This is a genomic window from Bartonella sp. AP280QHHD, from assembly GCF_042196125.1.
Classification (GTDB): Bacteria; Pseudomonadota; Alphaproteobacteria; order Rhizobiales; family Rhizobiaceae; genus Bartonella.
In genome coordinates this window covers 1-21,229 of record NZ_JBHIPQ010000045.1, presented here as the reverse complement: position 1 = coordinate 21,229, position 21,229 = coordinate 1, and the positions used below count along the sequence as shown (strand labels likewise).

Here is a 21,229-nt window from a genome sequence, read left to right as displayed (position 1 = left end):
TAAGCTCATGACGAATATAACATCTGTGACGAATCTTCAAGACATAGATAAAAATACTTATAACGATGAGTTGTATCGTTTAAGTAAGGTATATATTTTTTTAGGGATTACAATTATTGTATTGGCTTTACTTACGGCCTCTGTTTCATTTATTATTCTTATTGGATTAACTCCTGTTGTTCCCAGTAGAACAGTAACCCTTATTCTTATAGGAATTAATAGTTTTTGGGTTTTAGGGCTTATTGTCATCGTTTTTTATGAGATGATACCGATCATTCGTGCTTGGCGTTCAAGGCGTGCAGGATCGCGTCTTCATGTGCGCCTTATTTCATTGTTTGCACTTGTTGCGACAATGCCAGCTGTTGCTGTAGCTCTTGTATCGGGTCCAGCACTAAATTTGGGACTTGATCGATGGTTTGATACAACAACGCGGCAAATTGTGGGCTCTTCTATTGATTTAGCAAATGCTTATGCAGATGAAATGCTCCAAAATTTAAAAAATTTATCCTACGCGATGGCATTTGCACTTGATAACAAAAAACTCTTAGAACGTAATCCAGCTGAATATAGGATGCAATTGACGCGTCATGCTCTAGGACGCAATTTGCGTGGTGCATTTTTGTTAAGTTCTAGTGGAGCTATTTTTGTATCGAGTGCTCTTGGTGATGAAGATAAACTGCCAATTCCTCCTTCTCATCTTATTGAACGTGCAACCAGTGCGAGACCTTTTTCTTTTCAACCAGGCGTTCATGATTATTTTGGTATTATTTTAAAATTTACCAATATTCCAAACACATTTTTATATTTGGTGCGTGACGTTGATAAAGGTGTTTTATCTGCTTTGCGTTTGACAGAAGTTAATACAGATCGTTATCGTGATTTAAATGAGAATCGCCTGCTGACACAGATTGCATTTGGTATGCTTTATTTGTGTCTTTTTTTTAGTTTATTCTTATCAGCCATTTGGGCTGCTATTGCTGTTGCTGATCGCTTAGTACGTCCTATTCGTCTTCTCATTAGTGCTGCCGATGATGTTGCTTCTGGAAATATGGAAATTTTCGTGCCAGTACGAGCAAAAGATGGAGATATTGGGCAATTATCCAAAACTTTTAATTACATGGTCAGTGAATTGAAAAGTCGGCGTAATGAATTGATTGCAGTGCGTGATCAAATTGATGAAAGACGGCGTTTTTCTGAAGCTGTGTTATCGGGTGTAACAGCGGGAGTAGCAGGTATAGATGATAATGGTGATATCACCATTATCAATCGGTCTATTGAAGCGATGTTTGATATTCGCTCAGAGCGCGTTGTTGGAAAAAGTCTTTTATCTTTAAGCGCTGAAATTTGGCAGGTTTTTCAGTTTGTGCGTTCATTGGATCGTAAAAACCATCGTGAGCAGGTCACTTTAAACGTTGCAGGAAAAGAGCGTGTCTGTAATGTCCAAGTTACGATGGAGGAGGATGATGGACAAGGGCAATCTTGGGTTCTAACAATTGATGATATTACAGACCTTGTTGCAGCGCAACGTACAGCGGCGTGGGCGGATATTGCGCGGCGTATTGCACACGAAATTAAAAATCCTCTTACACCTATTCAGTTATCCGCTGAACGCATTCGTAAACGTTATAACAAAGCTATTACACAAGATAGAGAGGTCTTTGAGCGGTGTATTGACACAATTATTCGGCAGGTTGGAGATATTGGGCGTATGGTTGATGAGTTTTCCTCTTTTGCACGTATGCCCAAACCCAAAATGCATATTTTAGATATACGAGAATTGTTGCGCGAAGCATGTTTCTTGATAGAGGTGACGCGACATGATATTCATTTTGAGCAAGATTTAGGAACTCTACCACTTATGGGTGCATTTGATAACCGTCTCATTGTACAGGCTTTTTGCAATGTTATCAAAAACGCGAGCGAATCCATAGATTCAGTTATGCGAGAGGAAAATATTCACGGTCATATTCTTATCCGTTCTTATCGTCAGGAAGAATGGGTGGTTGTGGATGTTGTTGATAACGGGAAAGGACTTCCTAAAGAGCAAAGACAAAAGTTATTAGAACCCTATATAACAACGCGGGAAAAAGGAACAGGGCTGGGGTTAGCTATTGTGCGCAAAGTTATTGAAGATCACGGTGGTTTCATGGAGCTTCATGATGCACCGGAGAGTTTTTATGAAGGTCGTGGTGCGATGATCCGTTTGATATTTCCAGCGGATGGGGGTAAGCAGGGTAATATTATACAAGCCATAAATCATAAGATAGGGGAATAGTATGGTATCAGATATCTTGATTGTTGATGATGAAGCAGATATTCGTGAGCTTGTTGCTGGTATTTTAGATGATGAAGGTTATGAAACGCGTGTTGCTTGTAACTCTGATGAAGCATTGGCTCAAATTAGTGAGCGTATTCCAAAGCTCATTTTTTTGGATATTTGGCTACAGGGTAGTCGTCTCGATGGTTTAGCACTGCTTGATGAAATTAAAACACAATATCCGGCTCTTCCGGTCGTTATGATCTCTGGTCATGGTAATATTGAGACGGCTGTTTCCGCTATAAAGCGAGGGGCATATGATTTCATTGAAAAACCTTTTAAAGCTGATAGACTTGTATTGGTTGCAGAGAGAACACTTGAAAATTCAAATTTAAAACGTGAGCTTTTAGAATTGCGAAAGCGTTCGAACGAGACATTAGAGTTGCTCGGAAAATCGACAGTTATAAAAAATTTGCGTCAAATCATAGAAAAAGTAGCACCAACCAATAGTCGCATCATGATAACAGGTCCTTCAGGGGCAGGAAAAGAGACTGTTGCACGAGCTATTCATGCGCTCTCAACGCGTTCGAATGGGCCATTTGTTACAATAAATGCTGCAACGATTACTCCGGAAAGAATGGAAATAGAGCTGTTTGGCAGCGAAATGGAGGGAAGAGAGCGTAAAATTGGTGCCTTAGAGGAAGCTCATGGCGGTATCTTATATCTTGATGAAATTGCTGATATGCCGCGTGAGACTCAAGGGAAGATTCTTCGGGTTTTAACGGGGCAAACATTTGAGAGAATTGGCGGCACAAAACGTGTTAAGGTGGATGTCCGTATCATTTCTTCGACAGCGCAAAATCTTGAAAACCTCATTTCTGATGGGCGCTTTAGGGAGGATCTTTTTCACCGTCTTTCCGTTGTTCCTATTGTTGTTCCGCCCCTTTCAGCGCGTCGTGAAGATATTCCAGAACTTGTACATCATTTTGTAAAAACAATATCACAGCAGGTTGGGATTAAACCGCGTGCAATCAGTGATGATGTGATTGCTATTTTGCAAACGCACGCTTGGCCGGGTAATGTGCGGCAATTACGTAATAATATTGAGCGTCTTCTTATTCTTGTGCGGGATGGTGATGGTCCTATAACAGCGGACTTTCTTCCCAGTGAAGTAAGTGATTCTTTGCCACGTCTTCAAATGGATTCAGATGAAAGTATAATGGATTTGCCGTTACGTGAAGCTCGAGAATTATTTGAAAAGAGATATTTAGTGGCGCAGATTGGGCGTTTGGGTGGAAATATATCACGTACTGCTGAATTTATAGGCATGGAGCGTTCAGCTTTGCACCGTAAACTTAAAGCGCTTGGAGTTTCTTAAAGCGATGCGTATTATTATTTGTGGAGCAGGACAGGTTGGTTATGGGATAGCAGAGCGTCTTGCTGCTGAAAATCACGATGTTACTGTTATTGATATTGAAACGAGATTAATTGAAAAGATTCGCGATACATTGGATGTGAGAGGTTTTGTTGGTCACGGTTCACGGCCTGAAGTTCTTTTGGCTGCAGATGCAGACAAAGCTGATATGTTGATTGCTGTCACTTTGTTTGATGAAGTTAATATGGTAGCTTGCCAAGTAGCACATTCATTATTTAATGTGCCCACAAAAATTGCTCGTATTCGCTCACAATCTTATTTAGAACCACGTTATAAGACGCTTTTTTCCAGAGAGAATATTCCCATTGATGTGGTTATTTCGCCAGAAGTTGAAGTTGGGGAAATGGTTTTGCGCCGTATTGCTTTACCTGGTGCAATAGATGTTCTTTATTTTTGTAATGATGATATTGTGGCACTAGCTTTGGAATGCATGGAAGATTGTCCCGTTATTAATACACCTTTGCGTCAATTAACAGAGCTTTTTCCAGATCTTCATACGACGGTTACTGCTATTAAACGTGGCGCGGAATTATTGGTTGCACATTCAGAAACGCAACTACGCGTTGGTGATATAACCTATCTTGTTGTTTCTCGTGAACAGATGCGTCGTGCTGTTGGGCTTTTTGGTCATAAAGAACAAGATGCCCACCGCATGATTATTGCAGGGGGTGGTCACATTGGCCTTTATGTTGCACAGGCTATTGAAAAGCGTTTTCATAAATTAAAATTGAAGATTATAGAAGCGCATAGAGAAAGAGCCCTCACAATTGCTGATCAGCTTGAAAAAACAACAGTTTTATACGGTAACGTGTTAGATCCAGTGATTCTTCAAGATGCGGGAATTGATCAGTCCGATTTAATGATTACATTGACCAATCAAGATCAGGTTAATCTCTTAAGCGCTATTATTGCTAAAAGATTGGGCTGCAAAGCCAATATGGTATTGATTAATAATGTTGCCTATCAAGAATTTAGTCGTGCTGTTGGTGTGGATGCATATCTTAATCCCCATAGTGTTACAATATCGAGAATTTTGCAACAAATGCGCCGTGGGCGTATTCGTTCTGTTCATTCAGTTTTTAATGGCCGAGCAGAAATTATTGAAGCTGAAGTGATGCAAACATCTTCATTGGTTGGTAAGTCATTATCAGAGCTCAATTTATCAGATGGTTTGAGAATTGGTGCAATTTATCGCAATAAGACAATAATACAGCTTTCGGCAGATACGCGTATTTTGTCTGGTGATAGAATAGTGATTTTTGCTCTTGCTGATAGGGTTCGTGATGTTGAACAACTCTTTCGCGTAAGTTTAGAATATTTTTGATATATTATCTATGGATATTTGTACTTTTTGGTATAGTGGACAATTAAGATTGGTAGATAGGCTTTGTTTGTCTTCAATGGTTAAAACTGGACAGCGCGTTAAGCTTTTTAGTTATGATAAAAAATAGATAATCTCCCTGCTGGTGTTGAGCTGCATGAAGCCGAATCAATTTTACCACGCTCAGCAATTTATCGCCTTGATTCCGATTTTTCTGATGATAAATTAGGGTGTACAATTGTTCAGTTCTCGGATTTTTTTCGTGTTATGCTGATGAAATATCAACAAGGTGTTTGGTTAGATACAGATGTTTACCTTGTTAAACAATTTCATCCAGATGCGGATAAGGTTTGGTTGGCAAGAAAAATAATACAAGAGTAGGCGTTTCTGCACTTTATTTTCCGCCCAATAACCCTATTATAAAAATATTTGAGGATTATTGGGCAGGTGCAGAAATTATTCCTCATTGGCTTGGGTTTAAGCGTCGTGTTTGGAGACCGTTTTGGTTAAAGAGGAAAAAAATGCCGATTTTACCGGGAAATCTTGGCGTTACAATATTTGGCAATGATGGTATTTCACGATTAGCAAAACAATATGTTTTTTTTCATGAAGCAAAGGAAAAGGAAACTTTTTATTATTGGACTGGGCGAAAAACTGAACGTATTTTTGAACCAGCTTTTGGCGTAAAGCCGCTTACAGATTCACGCTTGATAGGCTTTCATATTCACAGAAAGACAAAGACCACGAAAAGACCTCAGGAAGGAAGTTTTTACCATTGGGCGGTATCTCGCATTCCGGATGTTCATCATTTGTTTAGGTAGAGTTATTATTGCTATTTTAACTATTGAGATTTTAATCTATCTTATACAATCTCTTGATTGTAGCTTGCACAAGAGAGTAATGTTAACATATGGACAAAAACATTGAATGTGTAAAGAGCGGTTGTTATATGAACGGAAAGTAAAAATATGAGTGATCCAATGAAAACAGCATTAAGCCTTGTTCCTATGGTTATTGAACAAACAAATCGTGGTGAACGGGCCTATGATATTTTTTCCCGTCTTTTAAAGGAACGGATTATTTTTATTAATGGACCTGTTGAAGATGGTATGGCAATGCTTGTTTGTGCACAATTGCTTTTTTTGGAAGCGGAAAATCCTAAAAAAGAAATTAGTCTTTATATTAATTCTCCAGGTGGTGTCGTAACATCTGGTATGGCTATTTATGATACTATGCAGTTTATTCGCCCTCCTGTTTCTACGCTTTGCATGGGGCAAGCGGCATCTATGGGGTCTTTATTATTAACGGCTGGAGCAAAAGGTCATCGTTTTACATTGCCAAACGCACGTATTATGGTGCATCAACCATCTGGTGGTTTTCAAGGTCAAGCTTCAGATATTGAGCGACATGCGCAAGATATTATAAAGATGAAACGGCGTTTAAATGAAATTTATGTTCAACATACGAGTCAAGATTATGAGGTTATAGAGAGAACTCTCGATCGCGATCATTTTATGACAGCAGAAGAAGCCAAAGCGTTTGGCTTAGTTGATGATGTTATACAATACCGTGCAGAAACTGAAAAAGAAGAAAAAGATTAAGAATTTTTATAGAAAAAACAGCTACTTTAAATCAAGAGTTTTATAAAAAATATCGCAAAATAAGAGAAACACCTAAAAGTATTGAGACATGCATGGTTTTCTATATGTCTTTTAGTTTTCATGATGAAAGGCTTCCTTTGAAAAGGCAAAGTGTTCATATATTGTGGTGAAAGGAAAGAAAAATGAGCAAAATTAGCAATAGCGGGAACGAATCAAAAAATACTCTCTATTGCTCGTTCTGCGGCAAGAGTCAGCATGAGGTGCGTAAGCTCATTGCGGGGCCTACTGTATTTATCTGTGATGAATGTGTAGAGCTTTGCATGGATATTATTCGGGAAGAAAATAAGTCTTCTGGGGTTAAGGTGCGTGATGGTGTTCCTACGCCACAGGAAATTATAACAGTTCTTGATGACTATGTTATTGGTCAGCAGCATGCAAAGCGTGTTCTTTCTGTTGCTGTTCATAATCATTATAAACGGTTGGCGCATCAGTCTAAAAGCAATGATATTGAGTTGGCTAAATCAAATATTCTTCTTGTTGGTCCAACGGGTTGTGGTAAAACTTATCTTGCACAAACATTAGCACGTATTATTGATGTGCCTTTTACGATGGCGGATGCGACCACTTTGACTGAAGCGGGTTATGTGGGAGAAGATGTTGAAAATATTATTTTGAAGCTTCTTCAAGCAGCAGATTATAATGTTGAACGTGCGCAGCGTGGTATTGTTTATATTGATGAGGTTGATAAGATTTCTCGTAAAGCAGACAATCCTTCTATTACAAGAGATGTTTCGGGGGAAGGAGTTCAGCAAGCATTATTAAAAATTATGGAAGGAACGATTGCTTCTGTTCCTCCTCAAGGTGGACGTAAGCATCCGCAACAAGAGTTTCTTCAGGTTGACACCACAAACATCTTATTCATTTGTGGGGGAGCTTTTGCAGGTTTAGAACGGATCATTTCAGGGCGTGGTGAAAAAACTTCTATTGGTTTTTCTGCGACTGTTAAGGCTCCGGATGAGCGTTGTGTCGGTGAAATTTTTCGTGATTTAGAGCCTGAAGATCTTATTAAATTTGGTTTAATACCAGAATTTATTGGGCGGCTTCCTATAGTCGCTACCTTAGAGGATTTAGATGTTAACGCCCTCATGCAAATTTTATCCCAACCTAAAAATGCGTTAGTAAAGCAATATCAGCGTCTTTTTGAAATGGAGAATGTTGAGTTAGCATTTCATGAAGATGCTTTACGTGTTATTGCAAAGAAAGCAATTGAACGTAAAACTGGTGCTCGTGGTTTACGTTCTATTATGGAGAAGATCCTTCTTGAGACGATGTTTGAGCTACCGGCTCTTGAAGGCGTTCAAAAAGTGGTTATTTCGAGTGATGTCGTTGATGGTAAAGCGCGTCCTCTTTATATTTACTCAGAACGTGCAGAAGATAAAGAAAATGTATCAGCATGACATTGTGCGATGCACAATATAAAAGGTGGTAGTGAACGGTATTTGATAGGTGTTTCTAATAATATCATTATAATGCTTGATTTATGTATGAGTAATTACCACTTCATGTACAGTGAAGAGCTGAGATTTTCTAAAGGTGGGCTAATTGTTGTAGATAGCTCATAGGCTCCAGAAAGGAGAGTTATGCAATATATTGATGAAAAGACAGATGAAGTAAGAGATGGGGTTTATGCTGTTTTACCTCTTCGTGATATTGTTGTCTTCCCCCATATGATTGTTCCACTTTTTGTGGGCCGCGAAAAATCAATTCGTGCTCTTGAAGAAACGATGGCGGTTGATAAGCAAATACTATTGGTGACACAAAAAAATGCTTCTGATGACGATCCAAAATCAGAGGATGTTTATCATATTGGTACATTTGCTAATATTCTTCAACTTTTAAAGCTTCCTGATGGTACTGTAAAGGTTTTGGTTGAAGGAACTGCACGTGCAAAAATTAGTCAATTTTCTTTAAGTGAAGGTTATCATCAGGCTTTTGCAACTGTTACAGAAGAACCTAGAGAGAGTGATGTTGAGATTGAAGCTCTTTCAAGGTCAGTGATTACTTATTTTGAAAACTATGTAAAGCTTAATAAAAAAATCTCTCCTGAAGTTGTGAATGCGATTGGCCAGCTTGATAATCCTTCTAAGCTTGCCGATACGATTGCTTCTCATTTGATGATTAAACTGGCAGAAAAACAGGAAATATTAGAGCTCTTACCTGTGCGGGCCCGTCTTGAACGTGTTTTGTCCTTCATGGAAGGAGAAATTTCTGTTTTGCAGGTTGAAAAACGTATTCGTTCGCATGTTAAACGGCAAATGGAAAAAAACCAACGAGAATATTATCTCAATGAGCAGATGAAGGCTATTCAAAAAGAGTTAGGAGCAGGTGATGATAGCCGAGATGAACTCTCTGAATTAGAAGAACGTATCAAGAATACAAAACTATCCAAGGAAGCACAGGAAAAAGCTGGAGCAGAATTGAGAAAATTACGGAATATGTCTCCTATGTCTGCAGAAGCGACAGTTGTACGTAACTATCTTGATTGGTTATTAGCAATGCCTTGGGGTAAAAAATCTAAGATTAAAAACAATTTAGATTTTGCTGAAAAGGTCATGAATAATGAACATTTTGGTCTTGAAAAAGTTAAGGAGCGAATTATTGAATATTTGGCCGTACAAAGTCGCGCGTCAAAGATAAAAGGTCCCATTATTTGTTTGTTAGGTCCTCCAGGTGTAGGGAAAACATCATTAGCGCGCTCTATTGCAAAGGCAACGGGACGTGAGTATGTTCGTATCTCATTGGGAGGTGTCCGAGATGAAGCAGAAATTCGTGGACATCGCCGAACATATATTGGCTCGATGCCTGGGAAAATTATCCAGTCTATGAAAAAAGCAAAAAAATCTAATCCGCTTTTCTTGCTTGATGAAATTGATAAAATGGGCCAAGATTTTCGTGGTGATCCTTCATCCGCTTTATTAGAAGTTCTTGATCCTGAACAAAATGGTACATTCATTGATCACTATTTGGAAGTTGAATATGATCTTTCTGATGTCATGTTTATCACAACTGCCAATACGCTTAATATTCCAGGTCCGTTAATGGATCGTATGGAAATTATTCGTATCGCTGGTTATACTGAATGTGAGAAAATGGAAATTGTTAAACAGCATCTTTTACCAAAGGCACTAAAAGATCACTGTTTATCTAAAAAAGAACTCAGTATTTCTGATGGCGCACTAAGGTCAATTATTCAGTTTTATACACGTGAGGCAGGCGTTCGTAACCTTGAACGTGAACTCATGAAAATTTCCCGCAAATCCGTTACAAAAATTCTCAAAACACATCAAAAATCTGTAAAAGTTACAGAAAGTAATATTCATGATTTCTTGGGCGTTAAACGTTATCATTACAATCAGATTGAAGGAGAAAATCAAGTTGGTGTTGTAACAGGTCTTGCGTGGACAGAAGTCGGTGGAGAGTTATTGACTATTGAAGGAGTTATGATGCCCGGCAAAGGGAAGATGACTGTAACTGGAAATTTACGTGATATTATGAAAGAGTCCATTTCAGCGGCAGCATCTTATGTACGTTCTCGTGCTGTTGATTTTGGTATTGAACCTCCACTTTTTGAAAAACGCGATATCCATGTTCATGTTCCAGAGGGTGCGACACCAAAAGATGGCCCATCGGCTGGGATTGCAATGGTGACAGCAATTGTTTCGGTCCTTACAGGAGTAGCTGTGCATAAAGATATTGCAATGACTGGTGAAATTACTTTACGTGGACGCGTTTTACCCATTGGTGGATTAAAAGAAAAACTCTTAGCAGCTCTTCGAGGAGGGATAAAAAAAGTACTTATTCCTGAAGAAAATGCAAAAGATTTGGTTGATATTCCTGATGATGTCAAAAATAATATGGAAATTATTCCGGTAAATCATGTGAGTGAAGTTTTGAAACACGCTTTGGTTCGTTTTCCAGACACTATTGAATGGAAAGAACCCTCTACAGGGGCTGTGCCAATCCGGTCAGAGAGCAGTGATAGTGAAGGAATACAGATTGCGCACTGATTCACTTATCTCATTTATAACGGCATTTTTTAGGTGGTAGAAGATGTTGTTGAGGTTATTATTCTGTTTTTTGTTGGAAAAAGTGAAAAATTCCGTGAATAACTGTGATTATTGCTAAAAAACAATGTTTTGGATAAAAATAAGACTTCTGTTTGCTGTACTTTTCAATAAACTGACCAATAACATGATTAAGTCATGTTCAGGTAATATAGGGAAAGGAAATATTTTATGAATAAAAGTGAATTCGTTAGCTCCGTTGCTGAAAAGGCAGGTGTTTCGAAAGCGCAAGCTGGTGCTGTTGTTGATGCTTTTATGGCTTCTGTAACAGAAGCTTTGGCTTCAGGGGGAGATGTTCGTCTTCCAGGTTTTGGCACTTTTGAAGTTTCTCATCGTGCTGCAACAAAGGGGCGTAATCCTTCAACTGGTGCTGAAATCGATATTCCAGCACGTTCTGTACCCAAATTTTCTGCAGGAAAAAGCCTTAAAGAAGCAGTTAATAAAAAATAATTTAAGCTACATTAAAAAAACCCGATTTATTTATAAACGGGTTTTTTTAACACATGTGTTATGCTTGTTTTTCACATAAAACTTTGAGATCCTTGCGATATTTTTTATTTTCATGTATTGCTGAAATATATTGTTTTTAGTCTTTTCAATGAAATATTGTACTCTATTAATTGAGCGCGGGTATGGCTTATAAAATGTAATATTAACTTTTATTACGCTGAAGTGTTACGGTATTTATTTCAAAACAAGATCCGTAAATAATATGAAGCGGAAAACTCTGTAAAGTCCATAAAAGTTATTATATATCACCATTTACGCTTAATAAAAGTGCATGTTGGTGCCACCTTGCTATCTATTTTCTCAGTTCCTATAATGTTGCGACTAGCCCCAGATATCTGAGACGAGTGCATAAGGGATAGTTTTATTCTTTTACTCTTATACGCCAACCTTTCTTGTGACGCACCAAGAGGATAATTTTATTGATTTATTATAAGATCCTGAAATAAAAAAATCTTTTGATATTCAGATTTGGTTTTTAATATTGGGATTTTTCTTGGCATTTGAGAGGGGAGAGATAGCTCCAGCTCTATCCTACAAATATTTTTTCCATATCTTTATTTCACTTGTGATATGCAAGCGAGTATTTTTCCTTCATCATACAAGAGTTAAAATAAGAGAAGATCATAAATTTTGAGGGAGGAAGTTACAAAACAGAAAAATTACTCTTATAAAATAATATACATTACGTAATATAAAAACTATTAATAAAGATAGTACAGTATTACTTGTGTATTTCCATTTATTTATTTTGATTATTCATAATATGTTTATATAATTATTTTGTTTTTAGTCATTAAATCATTGATAGCGGTAAAGTTTTTTATAGCGATAAAGTTTTTTATAGCATCTACGTTATAGAATAAATAACGAAACATAGAGAAGTATTCATGGATTGGAGAAGACAGTAAAAGGCTTTAGAATGACTTTTTCATGAGAGTCATAGAGATTTATTAGAGAGGCGAATCGTGTGATTTTTATCAACAGAAGCTCTTTGATTCTTTATTTGCTAACCACTGAATACAATCATTGAGAGCTCTCGCTGTTATAACTTGCTTTTTTGCTAATTTTTTTTCTTTACTTGGTAAGCGTTTTTCTGAATGTTTAATAGAAGTAATAGGGGGAAAGAGTCCGAAATTGATATTCATTGGCTGAAAGGATTGTCTTTCTGTTTCTTCTATTACAATATGCCCCCCCGTAATATGATGCAAAAGGGCACCGAATGCAGTGGTTTGTGGGGGGAGGCAAGGACAGTTATGATGATATTCTGCAGCGGCAAAATGTCCAGCAAGAAGCCCTATTGCAGCTGATTCTACATAACCTTCACATCCGGTAATTTGTCCTGCAAAGCGTAGTCGTTTTGTTTGTTTTAAACGAAGGGTTTGATCAAGAATGATTGGAGAGTTGAGGTAGGTATTGCGGTGAAGACCACCAAGACGCGCAAACTCTGCTTTTTCAAGACCGGGAATCGTTCTAAAAATGCGAATTTGTTCACCATATTTCAGTTTTGTTTGAAAGCCGACCATATTGTAAAGGGTTCCAAGTTTATTATCTTGGCGTAATTGAACAACAGCATAAGGTTTAACTGTAGGGTTATGGGCATTGGTTAAGCCCATAGGTTTCATAGGTCCATGTCTTAAAGTTTCAAGTCCGCGTTCAGCCATAATTTCAATGGGTAGGCACCCATCAAAATAGGGTGTTTTTTCAAAGTCACGAAACTCTGTTTTGTCGGCATTTTTTAACGCTTGAACGAATGTTTCATATTGTTCTTTATTTAAGGGACAATTAAGGTAATCTTTTCCTGTTCCTTCAGGACCAATTTTATCATAGCGAGATTGATACCAACAAATATTCATATCAATACTATCGGTATGGATAATAGGTGCAATAGCATCAAAAAAAGAGAGCGATTCTGTTCCGGTTATTGCTTGTAATTCTTGAGCAAGTGCAGATGAGGTAAGGGGACCTGTTGCAATGATAACATGTTGCCAAGCTTTAGGAATTTTTTGAACTTCTTCACGTTTGATTGTTATAAGAGGGTGGTTTTCTAGTGCTGTTGTAACGGTTTTTGAAAATCCATCACGGTCAACGGCAAGAGCACTCCCTGCAGGGACTTTATTGGTATCAGCAGCTTTCATAATTAATGATTTCGCTAATCGCATTTCAGCATGGAGAAGTCCTACGGCATTTGTTGATGAATCATCGCAACGAAATGAATTTGAACAAACCAGTTCTGCCAAATGATCGGTTTTATGGGCATCTGATTTTTTTAGGGGGCGCATTTCATGCAAAATAACAGAAATTCCTGACTGAGCGATTTGCCAGCTTGCTTCACACCCTGCAAGGCCACCACCGATGATATGAATTGGAGTATCAAATGTCTTTAACATAATCGACTTTTAGCGTAAGCAGCCGTGTATGAAAAGCGTAGATTTTGTTTTTTTTAATATATTTGTTTGCTTTTTTTCTGTAATTAATGGTATAGAGACGCCGCTTGTATAAGGTTATTAGCTTGTCAGTTTGGCGGATGTGGCGAAATTGGTAGACGCACCAGATTTAGGTTCTGGCGGGAGACCGTGGGGGTTCGAGTCCCTCCATCCGCACCAAAGCAATCCCTTAAGTGCTACGGATTTCTACGTGTCTGAAATTCCGCTTCATGGTAAATGTAACACTCGAAGTGTTAGAATGTAATGATTATTAGAGTGGGTTGATCCCTCTCCTTAGAAAAATGAAGGTGTTTAATGCAGGTTACCGAGACGCTTAATGAAGGACTGAAGCGCGAAATTAAGATCGTGGTTCCAGCGAAAGATTTAGAAGAAAAGTTGAATGAACGATTGGATGATACCAAGGGAAAAATCAAGCTTAATGGTTTTCGTCCCGGTAAAGTGCCTAGTGGGCATTTGCGAAAAATGTATGGTAAATCCTTTATGGCGGAGATTCTCAATGAGATACTCAGTGATGCACCCCGTTCTATTTTAGCGGACCGCAATGAACGTGCAGCGATGCAGCCAAAAATTGATATAGATGAAGATGAAAAAATTCTAGATGGCAAAGCTGATTTTACTTTTAGTTTAAAGTATGAAGTTTTACCAAAAATTGACATTAAAGATTTTGAACATATTAAGGTTATCCGTGAAATTGCAACTATTCCTGAACAGGATATTGATGATCAAGTCAATCGCGTCCTTTCTTCTACGCGTAATTATTCTCTAAAAGAGGGGAATTCTGAAGAAGGTGATCGCATTACCATAGATTATCAAGGTAAGCTTGAAGGCGTTCCATTTGAAGGTGGGGCAGATAGTGATGCACAACTGATTCTTGGGTCAAAACAATTTATTCCTGGTTTTGAAGAGCAATTGGTTGGTGTGAAAGCTGGGGATGTAAAAACGATTTTTGTTAAATTTCCTGATAATTACAGTGCGGCACATTTGGCGGGACGGGAAGCAGAGTTTGACATTACTGTCAAAGCTGTCTTTAAACCAGATGAATTAAAAATTGATGATGAAGCAGCGCAAAAAGTTGGTTTAGAGTCTCTAGATCGCTTACGTGAGGTCGTTCGTGGGCAGATTGAAAGCCAATATGGTTCAGTGACACGTCAAAAAGTTAAGCGTCAAATTCTTGATGCTTTAGATGCTGATTATAATTTTGAGATTCCTGAAGAACTTTTAGAGGTTGAGTTTAACAATATATGGGCTCAGGTTAATGATGATTTGAAAAAGGCTGGGCGCAGTTTTGAAGATGAAGGTATTACAGAAGAAAAGGCACGTGAGGAATATCGTGTCCTTGCGCAGCGTCGTGTTCGTCTTGGTTTGGTGCTTTCTGAAATTGGAATGAAGGTTGGTGTTAAAGTTAGTGAGGATGAGCTAAAAGCAGCAGTTTTTGATCAGGTTCGCCAATATCCAGGACAAGAGAAAGAGATTATGGATTTTTTCCGTAAGACTCCGGAAGCTGTTGAAAATCTACGTGCTCCGATTTTTGAAGAAAAGGTCATTGATCATTTATTAGCACAGATAAAAGTCACAGATAAAGAAGTGACGGTTGAAGAGTTGATGAAAGAATATGACGAATCAGATGTCCCTGAAGAAAAGCAGGCAAAGAAAAAGTCTGAAGTGAAAGAAACGTCTACAGAGAAAAAACCAGCTAAGAAAAAGGCTCCTAAAAAAGCTTAATATTTATGCAAACAACACAAGCCCGATAAAATCGGGCTTGTGTTGTAAGATTTATATCCTAGGATTGCACTGAGAGAATGGTTTTAGATAAGCCATGAGTGAATTTTAAAATATTGGTAGTGGATTGGCAATGAGCATCATTGATACGCGTACTCCTGATTCTAAGCGTTTTATTTCTGGAGTTACAGGTGATTGGGAAGTCATCATTGGCATGGAAGTTCATGCGCAAATCATATCAAATTCAAAACTTTTTTCAGGAGCATCAACCAAATTTGGTGCAGAGCCGAACAATCATGTATCACTTATTGATGCAGCCATGCCAGGTATGTTGCCTGTTCTTAATCAAGAATGTGTTCGTCAAGCGGTTCGAACGGGGTTAGGATTAAAGGCGCATATTAATTTAAAATCTGTTTTTGATCGCAAAAACTATTTTTATCCAGATTTACCGCAGGGGTATCAGATTTCTCAATTTCGCTATCCGATTGTGGGAGAGGGAAAGATTATTATATCTGTTGGTCCAGATTCGAATGGCCAATTTGAGGATATTGAAGTGGGAATTGAGAGGTTGCATCTTGAACAAGATGCTGGAAAATCGATGCACGATCAACATCCAACAATGTCTTTTGTAGATCTTAATCGTTCTGGTGTTGCTCTTATGGAAATTGTTTCCAAGCCTGATATGCGCTCATCAGATGAAGCCAAAGCCTATATGACAAAATTGCGTACGATTGTTCGTTATTTGGGCACTTGCGATGGCAATATGGATGAAGGTTCTATGCGTGCAGATGTCAATGTATCTGTTCGTCGTCCTGGTGAAAATTTTGGAACGCGCTGTGAAATTAAAAATGTGAATTCTATTCGCTTTATTGGTCAAGCAATTGAATATGAAGCGCGTCGTCAGATCGCAATTTTAGAAGATGGAGGCGTCATAGATCAAGAGACTCGGCTTTTTGATGCCGCTAAAGGTGAAACGCGCTCTATGCGCTCAAAGGAAGAAGCGCATGACTATCGTTATTTTCCTGATCCTGATCTTTTACCGTTAGAATTTGATCAAGCATTTGTGGATGCTTTGGCAGCAGACTTACCAGAGTTGCCTGACGCTATAAAAGCACGTTTTGTTAAGGAAATGGGATTGACAGTGTATGATGCTTCCATTCTTGTGACAGAAAAGGCTATTGCTGATTATTTTGAAGAGGTAGCGCGTGGGCGTGATGGAAAAATAGTTGCCAATTGGGTGATTAACGACCTTTTAGGGGCTTTAAATAAAGATAATCGTGAGATTGAAGAGTCACCAGTATCGCCAAATCAATTGGGAAGCATTATTGATCTTATAAAAGAAGGAGTTATTTCTGGAAAAATTGCCAAAGATCTTTTTGAGATTATTTGGAATGAGGGGGGAGATGCACGCCAAATTGTAGAAGAACGAAATATGAAGCAGGTAACGGATACAAAGGCTATTGAAAGAGCTGTTGATGAGATCGTTGCCAATAATTCTGATAAAGTTGCGCAAGCAAAGCACAAACCTGCTTTAGCTGGTTGGTTTGTTGGACAGGTAATGAAAGTAACAGGTGGTAAGGCAAATCCCCAAGCTGTTAATGAATTGGTTAAGATGAAACTTGGCATAGATTAAATTTTATGGGGTGGAGAAGAAGCCATACATATGATATCTTCTTGAAATTAAAGGATAGCACGTTAACCTATCAATTGGAATTGTAGTTGAATTTACTAGTAACTTTTTCGATAATTTCAATCGTTAATAATTTTATTCCAACGATTAATTTCATGAACGCACTAAATGAATGGAATAGCAGATGGCTCGTTTTTTTAAGCAAATCTTCACATGGTGGAATGGCAATACCATTGGTACGCGTTTTTTCACATGGCGCAAAGGTAAGCGGATAGGGGAAGATCAATTTGGAAATATATATTATGAAGGAGGACTTCATAAGGATGGTTATCCGCACCGTTGGGTTATCTATAAAGGCTATTCTGAGGCCTCTACTATTCCACCAGGTTGGCATGGCTGGATTCATCATCGCTGTGAGTGTCCACCAACACAAGAGGATTATCATCCTTATGAATGGGAAAAGCCACATGTTGCCAATATGACAGGAACAAATGAGAACTATCGACCAAAGGGGGCTATCACCTCCAATGGAGAGCGTTCTTGTGTGCATGAAGATTATGATGCGTGGTCACCTAAAAAATAACATGTTTTAATGTGCGTGTGTATTTTTGTCTTATTTGACTCTATGTTATGAAAAGAATTATTTTTTAAGGTGCGATTGATTTTGATATGATGAGATTTTTTTTATTGTTAGGGGCGAGGCATTTTTTTTATATTTTTTTTATGGAAATTTTAGTGTTTTTATCCTTAAATAATGGGGTGCGGGCTGAGCGTATTAGCAATGGAATTGCTGTTTTTGCAGGTCTTGACAAAATCACGGGACGGACCACACGTTTTGAAGTTACTCTTGGTAAAATTTATCAGTACGGCGCATTACAGGTAACACCACGTGCGTGTTATACGAGCTCTAAAGATGAACCCACGCGTACAACTGGTTTTGTTGAAGTCAATGAAGTAACATTAGATAAAAAAATACGGCGTATTTTTACAGGATGGATGTTTGCAGATAGTCCTGGTTTGAACGCTGTTGAGCATCCTATTTATGATGTGTGGTTAAAGGATTGCAAGCAGAATGCTCAAGATCTTCCTCTTCAATAATTAGTGTGTTATCTATTTATAATACATTGATTTATAATGGTCCTTTATCATTTTACAACTTAATAGCAAATTCCTATGATTACCTCATTTAATTTTTTTTATATTGAATAATCCAAACTATTCTCTTGCGCGTTACAAGTGGCGGATGTGTCAATAACACTGTCTAAAAAAGGAATAAAAAATTCCGTCATGAACTGTTTAAATTCAAAGATGCATCATTAGAATCAACATATTTTTTAAGTGTTTCATAAGAGACAGTTCTTGAATTATATCTGTTAAAGGTTGAAATGAAAGGCTTGTTTATATTTGTTAAAGAGATGAACTGACGCTTTTGCATGTATGTGGGAAACAGATTATCAAGTAAGTAATTTATCATGAAACACTAATTATTATATCTAGAGAACGCTGTATTGGTATTTTTCTCATAGAGATGTCGTTTTTCGTTCAAAGCGTAGAAGCAATGCAGGCCATATTAATGGAAAAATTGAGATTTAAGATTCTTTAAAGTTTATCAATCGAAGTATAGCTTGGTTAAAAAATGCAATAATCAATATATTTCTAGTAAGAAAATAATGTTTATATATTTTTATTATACACCACCTCATAAGTGAGTTTGTCTATTCGTAAGTTCTTGTATATTGCATGGTAACTTCACATTTAAGTAAGTAGGATACCACTAAGTTTGTAAATCATATTCTTGATATCCATGCTTTTTAAAATCTTTTGTATAAAATACACGTGTTTTCATATAGAGCTATTGAAAATTTAAAAAGGGGTTTCGAAGAGGCGTTGAGAAGATTCTGCATCACTGGGAATGGTATATTTATTTTGTATAAAGTATAACCCATTTTCTAAAAAATACGAGATTTTATACAATGAAAGTTTCTAGTCACCAACATAATGATGTTTCCCGATTGCCAAAACAACCTAAAGAACCCTTATTGAATGTTCCATTTATTATAGTTGTTTTGATAGCATTTTGTTTTTGTCTTTATTGCATTTCTCAGTATTTTTTTTCTCATCATGTTTATGTTGAAAGCCTTGAGCTTTTTTCATTTATACCAGCATTGTTTAAGAGGGATCCTGTAGCATTTTGTTATACCATGGTGAGTTATTCATTTATGCATAGTAGTTTTAAACATATTGCTCTTAATATGGTTTGGCTTTTGGTTTTCGGCTCTCCTTTAGCAAGGCATTTTGGTGTTTTACGTTTTTTAATTTTTTGGGTGTTAACGGCAGTTATTTCTGTTTTGACTTATTTTACATTTCATCAAGAAAGTACCATATCACTTATTGGGGCGTCAGGTGCCGTATCTGGAATGATGGGTGCTATTGCACGTTACGGTTTTCCTAGTGGTAATCTAGCTGTCAATGCGCAGAACGAAAAACTTTTAGGACCTTTATTATCTGTCAAAAAAGCTCTGTGTTCTAAGGGGGGGCTTGTTTATATGAGTGTATGGCTGACGACTGATTTGATCATAGGTATTTCTTCTATTTTGTTTGAAGAAAATGGCATCTCAATAGCATGGGAAGCTCATATTGGCGGGTTTTTTGCGGGTTTTTTGTTGGTTGGTTTTTTTGATGTTTCACAAAAAATTAAAAACTAGAATCTAAGATATTGATGTGCCACATAAAGAGCTATTGTTGCTGCATTTGAAACATTTAATGATTTAATATTTCCAGGCATGTCAAGGCGTGTTAAAGCGCAAACGGTTTCGCGTGTTTTTTTACGTAAACCTTTACCTTCTGCTCCTAAAACAAGAGCAATTTTATTCCCTGTTAATGCTGTTTCTAGAGGTTGGTCACCTTCTGAATCGAGACCAAAGCTTGTAAAACCTGTTTGATGAAGTTCTTGAAGAGCTTCAGCAAGGTTTCGTACGGTAATATAATGAATCATTTCCAGAGCTCCAGATGCCGCTTTCGCAAGAACACCGCTTTCGTGGGGAGAGTGACGGCAAGTTGTAATAAGTGCTTTAGCTTTCAATGCAACTGCAGAGCGCATAATAGCGCCAACATTATGTGGATCGGTAATTTGATCCATGACAATGACCAGATCAGTATTGGTTAGTTCCGACAGTTTGCATGGTTTGAGGGGGAGAGTTTCCAAAACAATACCTTGATGAACAGCCTCACTTCCAACAAGCGAATCAAGATATTTGGGGGTGCATAATGTAACAGAGCAAGGATAATCTGATTCGGATATATTTAATCGTTTTAAGGCATTTTGTGTAACGTAAAGACATTTTAAAATTCTTTTTGGGTTTTCTAAAGCAGCCTGAACAGAATGAATGCCATAAAGATGGATGATCTCTTGCTGTAAAGAAGCAGCTTTCTTCTTTGGGTGTGTAAAAGATCGAGAAGGAGAGCCTTTTGTATCGCGATATCGGCGACGCAAACGAGCATAATGAGAATTTTGTGATGTTTTTTCTTTCATAGCTTCTTTATAACGTGTTAATAAGAAAAATAGAGAGAAAAAATCTATGATTTAAAATTATGAGCAGGAAATTTGTACAGAATTGTATTTATTCTGTTGACAGATACAATAGTAATCGTCATAACCACTTCGCAATCAGATTGAATTGAATGGGTATTCAAGATGGTTGTCGTGATGTCTCATTGCGCGACTTTATCGGTGTAATGGAGGGGTGCCCGAGTGGTTAAAGGGGGCGGACTGTAAATCCGTTGCGTATGCTACGTTGGTTCGAATCCAACCCCCTCCACCATTCATCGAAGGAGAGTTAGTACGTGGGTCATGCGGGTATAGCTCAATGGTAGAGCAGCAGCCTTCCAAGCTGAATATGCGGGTTCGATTCCCGCTACCCGCTCCAAATGATTATTGATGATTGGGCAAATAGGTATGATGGAGGATATTCCATTTATAGATTTGGTGGGGTTTTCCGTCTAAGAGTTGTGGTGATTCGGCTGTTTACAGTCTGGTCAGACTTAAGTTTTGCAGAACTGTCCCTAGGTGCTAATAAAATATAGGGAATAAAACAAGAGATTAATAGCAATGGCGAAGAGCAAGTTTGAACGAACAAAACCGCATGTTAATATTGGTACGATTGGTCACGTTGATCATGGGAAGACCTC

14 protein-coding genes, 3 tRNA genes and 2 pseudogenes are annotated in these 21,229 nt (G+C 37.8%); 17 read left to right on the top strand and 2 right to left on the bottom strand.

The window, feature by feature from the left end; translation table 11 throughout:
• The first annotated feature begins 7 nt into the window (after positions 1 to 7).
• The 8 genes and pseudogenes from ACFIMK_RS06655 (at position 8) to ACFIMK_RS06620 (ending at position 11,188) form a co-directional block, all read left to right on the top strand.
• Positions 8 to 2,275 (top strand): ATP-binding protein, encoded by a 2,268-nt coding sequence (locus ACFIMK_RS06655; protein WP_375611277.1) that lies wholly within the window; start codon positions 8 to 10, stop codon positions 2,273 to 2,275.
• A gap of 1 nt (position 2,276) precedes the next feature.
• Complete coding sequence (locus ACFIMK_RS06650; RefSeq protein ID WP_375611278.1) at positions 2,277 to 3,635, top strand: sigma-54-dependent transcriptional regulator; 1,359 nt, start codon at positions 2,277 to 2,279, stop codon at positions 3,633 to 3,635.
• A 4-nt stretch (positions 3,636 to 3,639) separates the two neighbouring features.
• Positions 3,640 to 5,016 carry a Trk system potassium transporter TrkA gene (gene trkA, locus ACFIMK_RS06645; RefSeq protein ID WP_375611279.1) on the top strand — a complete coding sequence of 459 codons (1,377 nt, stop codon included), beginning with the start codon at positions 3,640 to 3,642 and terminating at the stop codon, positions 5,014 to 5,016.
• Between the two features lie 10 nt (positions 5,017 to 5,026).
• Positions 5,027 to 5,834, top strand: a pseudogene (locus tag ACFIMK_RS06640) (hypothetical protein).
• Between the two features lie 147 nt (positions 5,835 to 5,981).
• Positions 5,982 to 6,614, top strand: coding sequence for an ATP-dependent Clp endopeptidase proteolytic subunit ClpP (gene clpP, locus ACFIMK_RS06635; RefSeq protein ID WP_375611281.1), 633 nt, complete (start codon positions 5,982 to 5,984; stop codon positions 6,612 to 6,614).
• Positions 6,615 to 6,796: 182 nt separating this feature from the next.
• Positions 6,797 to 8,071, top strand: coding sequence for an ATP-dependent Clp protease ATP-binding subunit ClpX (gene clpX, locus ACFIMK_RS06630; protein ID WP_273723371.1), 1,275 nt, complete (start codon positions 6,797 to 6,799; stop codon positions 8,069 to 8,071).
• Positions 8,072 to 8,254: 183 nt separating this feature from the next.
• Positions 8,255 to 10,681, top strand: a complete 2,427-nt coding sequence (gene lon / locus ACFIMK_RS06625; RefSeq protein ID WP_375628987.1) for an endopeptidase La — start codon at positions 8,255 to 8,257, stop codon at positions 10,679 to 10,681.
• 228 nt (positions 10,682 to 10,909) lie between these two features.
• A complete protein-coding gene (locus ACFIMK_RS06620) occupies positions 10,910 to 11,188 on the top strand; it encodes an HU family DNA-binding protein (protein WP_375611283.1) in 279 nt (92 codons plus the stop codon).
• Positions 11,189 to 12,225: 1,037 nt separating this feature from the next.
• On the opposite strand, the gene trmFO is transcribed toward ACFIMK_RS06620, so the two are convergent.
• Positions 12,226 to 13,635, bottom strand: a complete 1,410-nt coding sequence (trmFO, locus tag ACFIMK_RS06615; RefSeq protein WP_375638120.1) for a methylenetetrahydrofolate--tRNA-(uracil(54)-C(5))-methyltransferase (FADH(2)-oxidizing) TrmFO — start codon at positions 13,633 to 13,635, stop codon at positions 12,226 to 12,228.
• 133 nt (positions 13,636 to 13,768) lie between these two features.
• Between trmFO and ACFIMK_RS06610 the strand changes: the two genes are divergently transcribed.
• The 6 genes from ACFIMK_RS06610 (at position 13,769) to ACFIMK_RS06585 (ending at position 19,746) form a co-directional block, all read left to right on the top strand.
• Positions 13,769 to 13,851 (top strand) — tRNA-Leu (locus tag ACFIMK_RS06610).
• A 135-nt stretch (positions 13,852 to 13,986) separates the two neighbouring features.
• On the top strand, positions 13,987 to 15,414 hold the full coding sequence (gene tig / locus ACFIMK_RS06605) for a trigger factor (RefSeq protein ID WP_375638121.1): 1,428 nt from the start codon (positions 13,987 to 13,989) through the stop codon (positions 15,412 to 15,414).
• Positions 15,415 to 15,544: 130 nt separating this feature from the next.
• Positions 15,545 to 17,044, top strand: coding sequence for an Asp-tRNA(Asn)/Glu-tRNA(Gln) amidotransferase subunit GatB (gene gatB, locus ACFIMK_RS06600; RefSeq protein ID WP_375638122.1), 1,500 nt, complete (start codon positions 15,545 to 15,547; stop codon positions 17,042 to 17,044).
• 181 nt (positions 17,045 to 17,225) lie between these two features.
• Positions 17,226 to 17,624 (top strand): NADH:ubiquinone oxidoreductase subunit NDUFA12, encoded by a 399-nt coding sequence (locus ACFIMK_RS06595; protein ID WP_375638123.1) that lies wholly within the window; start codon positions 17,226 to 17,228, stop codon positions 17,622 to 17,624.
• A gap of 89 nt (positions 17,625 to 17,713) precedes the next feature.
• Positions 17,714 to 18,139 carry a DUF2155 domain-containing protein gene (locus tag ACFIMK_RS06590; protein ID WP_375611302.1) on the top strand — a complete coding sequence of 142 codons (426 nt, stop codon included), beginning with the start codon at positions 17,714 to 17,716 and terminating at the stop codon, positions 18,137 to 18,139.
• Between the two features lie 875 nt (positions 18,140 to 19,014).
• Complete coding sequence (locus ACFIMK_RS06585) at positions 19,015 to 19,746, top strand: rhomboid family intramembrane serine protease (protein WP_375638124.1); 732 nt, start codon at positions 19,015 to 19,017, stop codon at positions 19,744 to 19,746.
• On the opposite strand, the gene ACFIMK_RS06580 is transcribed toward ACFIMK_RS06585, so the two are convergent.
• Complete coding sequence (locus ACFIMK_RS06580; RefSeq protein ID WP_375612889.1) at positions 19,743 to 20,573, bottom strand: TrmH family RNA methyltransferase; 831 nt, start codon at positions 20,571 to 20,573, stop codon at positions 19,743 to 19,745. The genes ACFIMK_RS06585 and ACFIMK_RS06580 overlap by 4 nt on opposite strands.
• 205 nt (positions 20,574 to 20,778) lie before the next feature.
• Between ACFIMK_RS06580 and ACFIMK_RS06575 the strand changes: the two genes are divergently transcribed.
• The 3 genes and pseudogenes from ACFIMK_RS06575 to ACFIMK_RS06565 all read left to right on the top strand — a co-directional run.
• Positions 20,779 to 20,862 (top strand) — tRNA-Tyr (locus ACFIMK_RS06575).
• 31 nt (positions 20,863 to 20,893) lie between these two features.
• A tRNA-Gly gene (locus ACFIMK_RS06570) sits at positions 20,894 to 20,967 on the top strand.
• A gap of 182 nt (positions 20,968 to 21,149) precedes the next feature.
• Positions 21,150 to 21,229: pseudogene (locus tag ACFIMK_RS06565) on the top strand (elongation factor Tu); the annotation flags it as partial.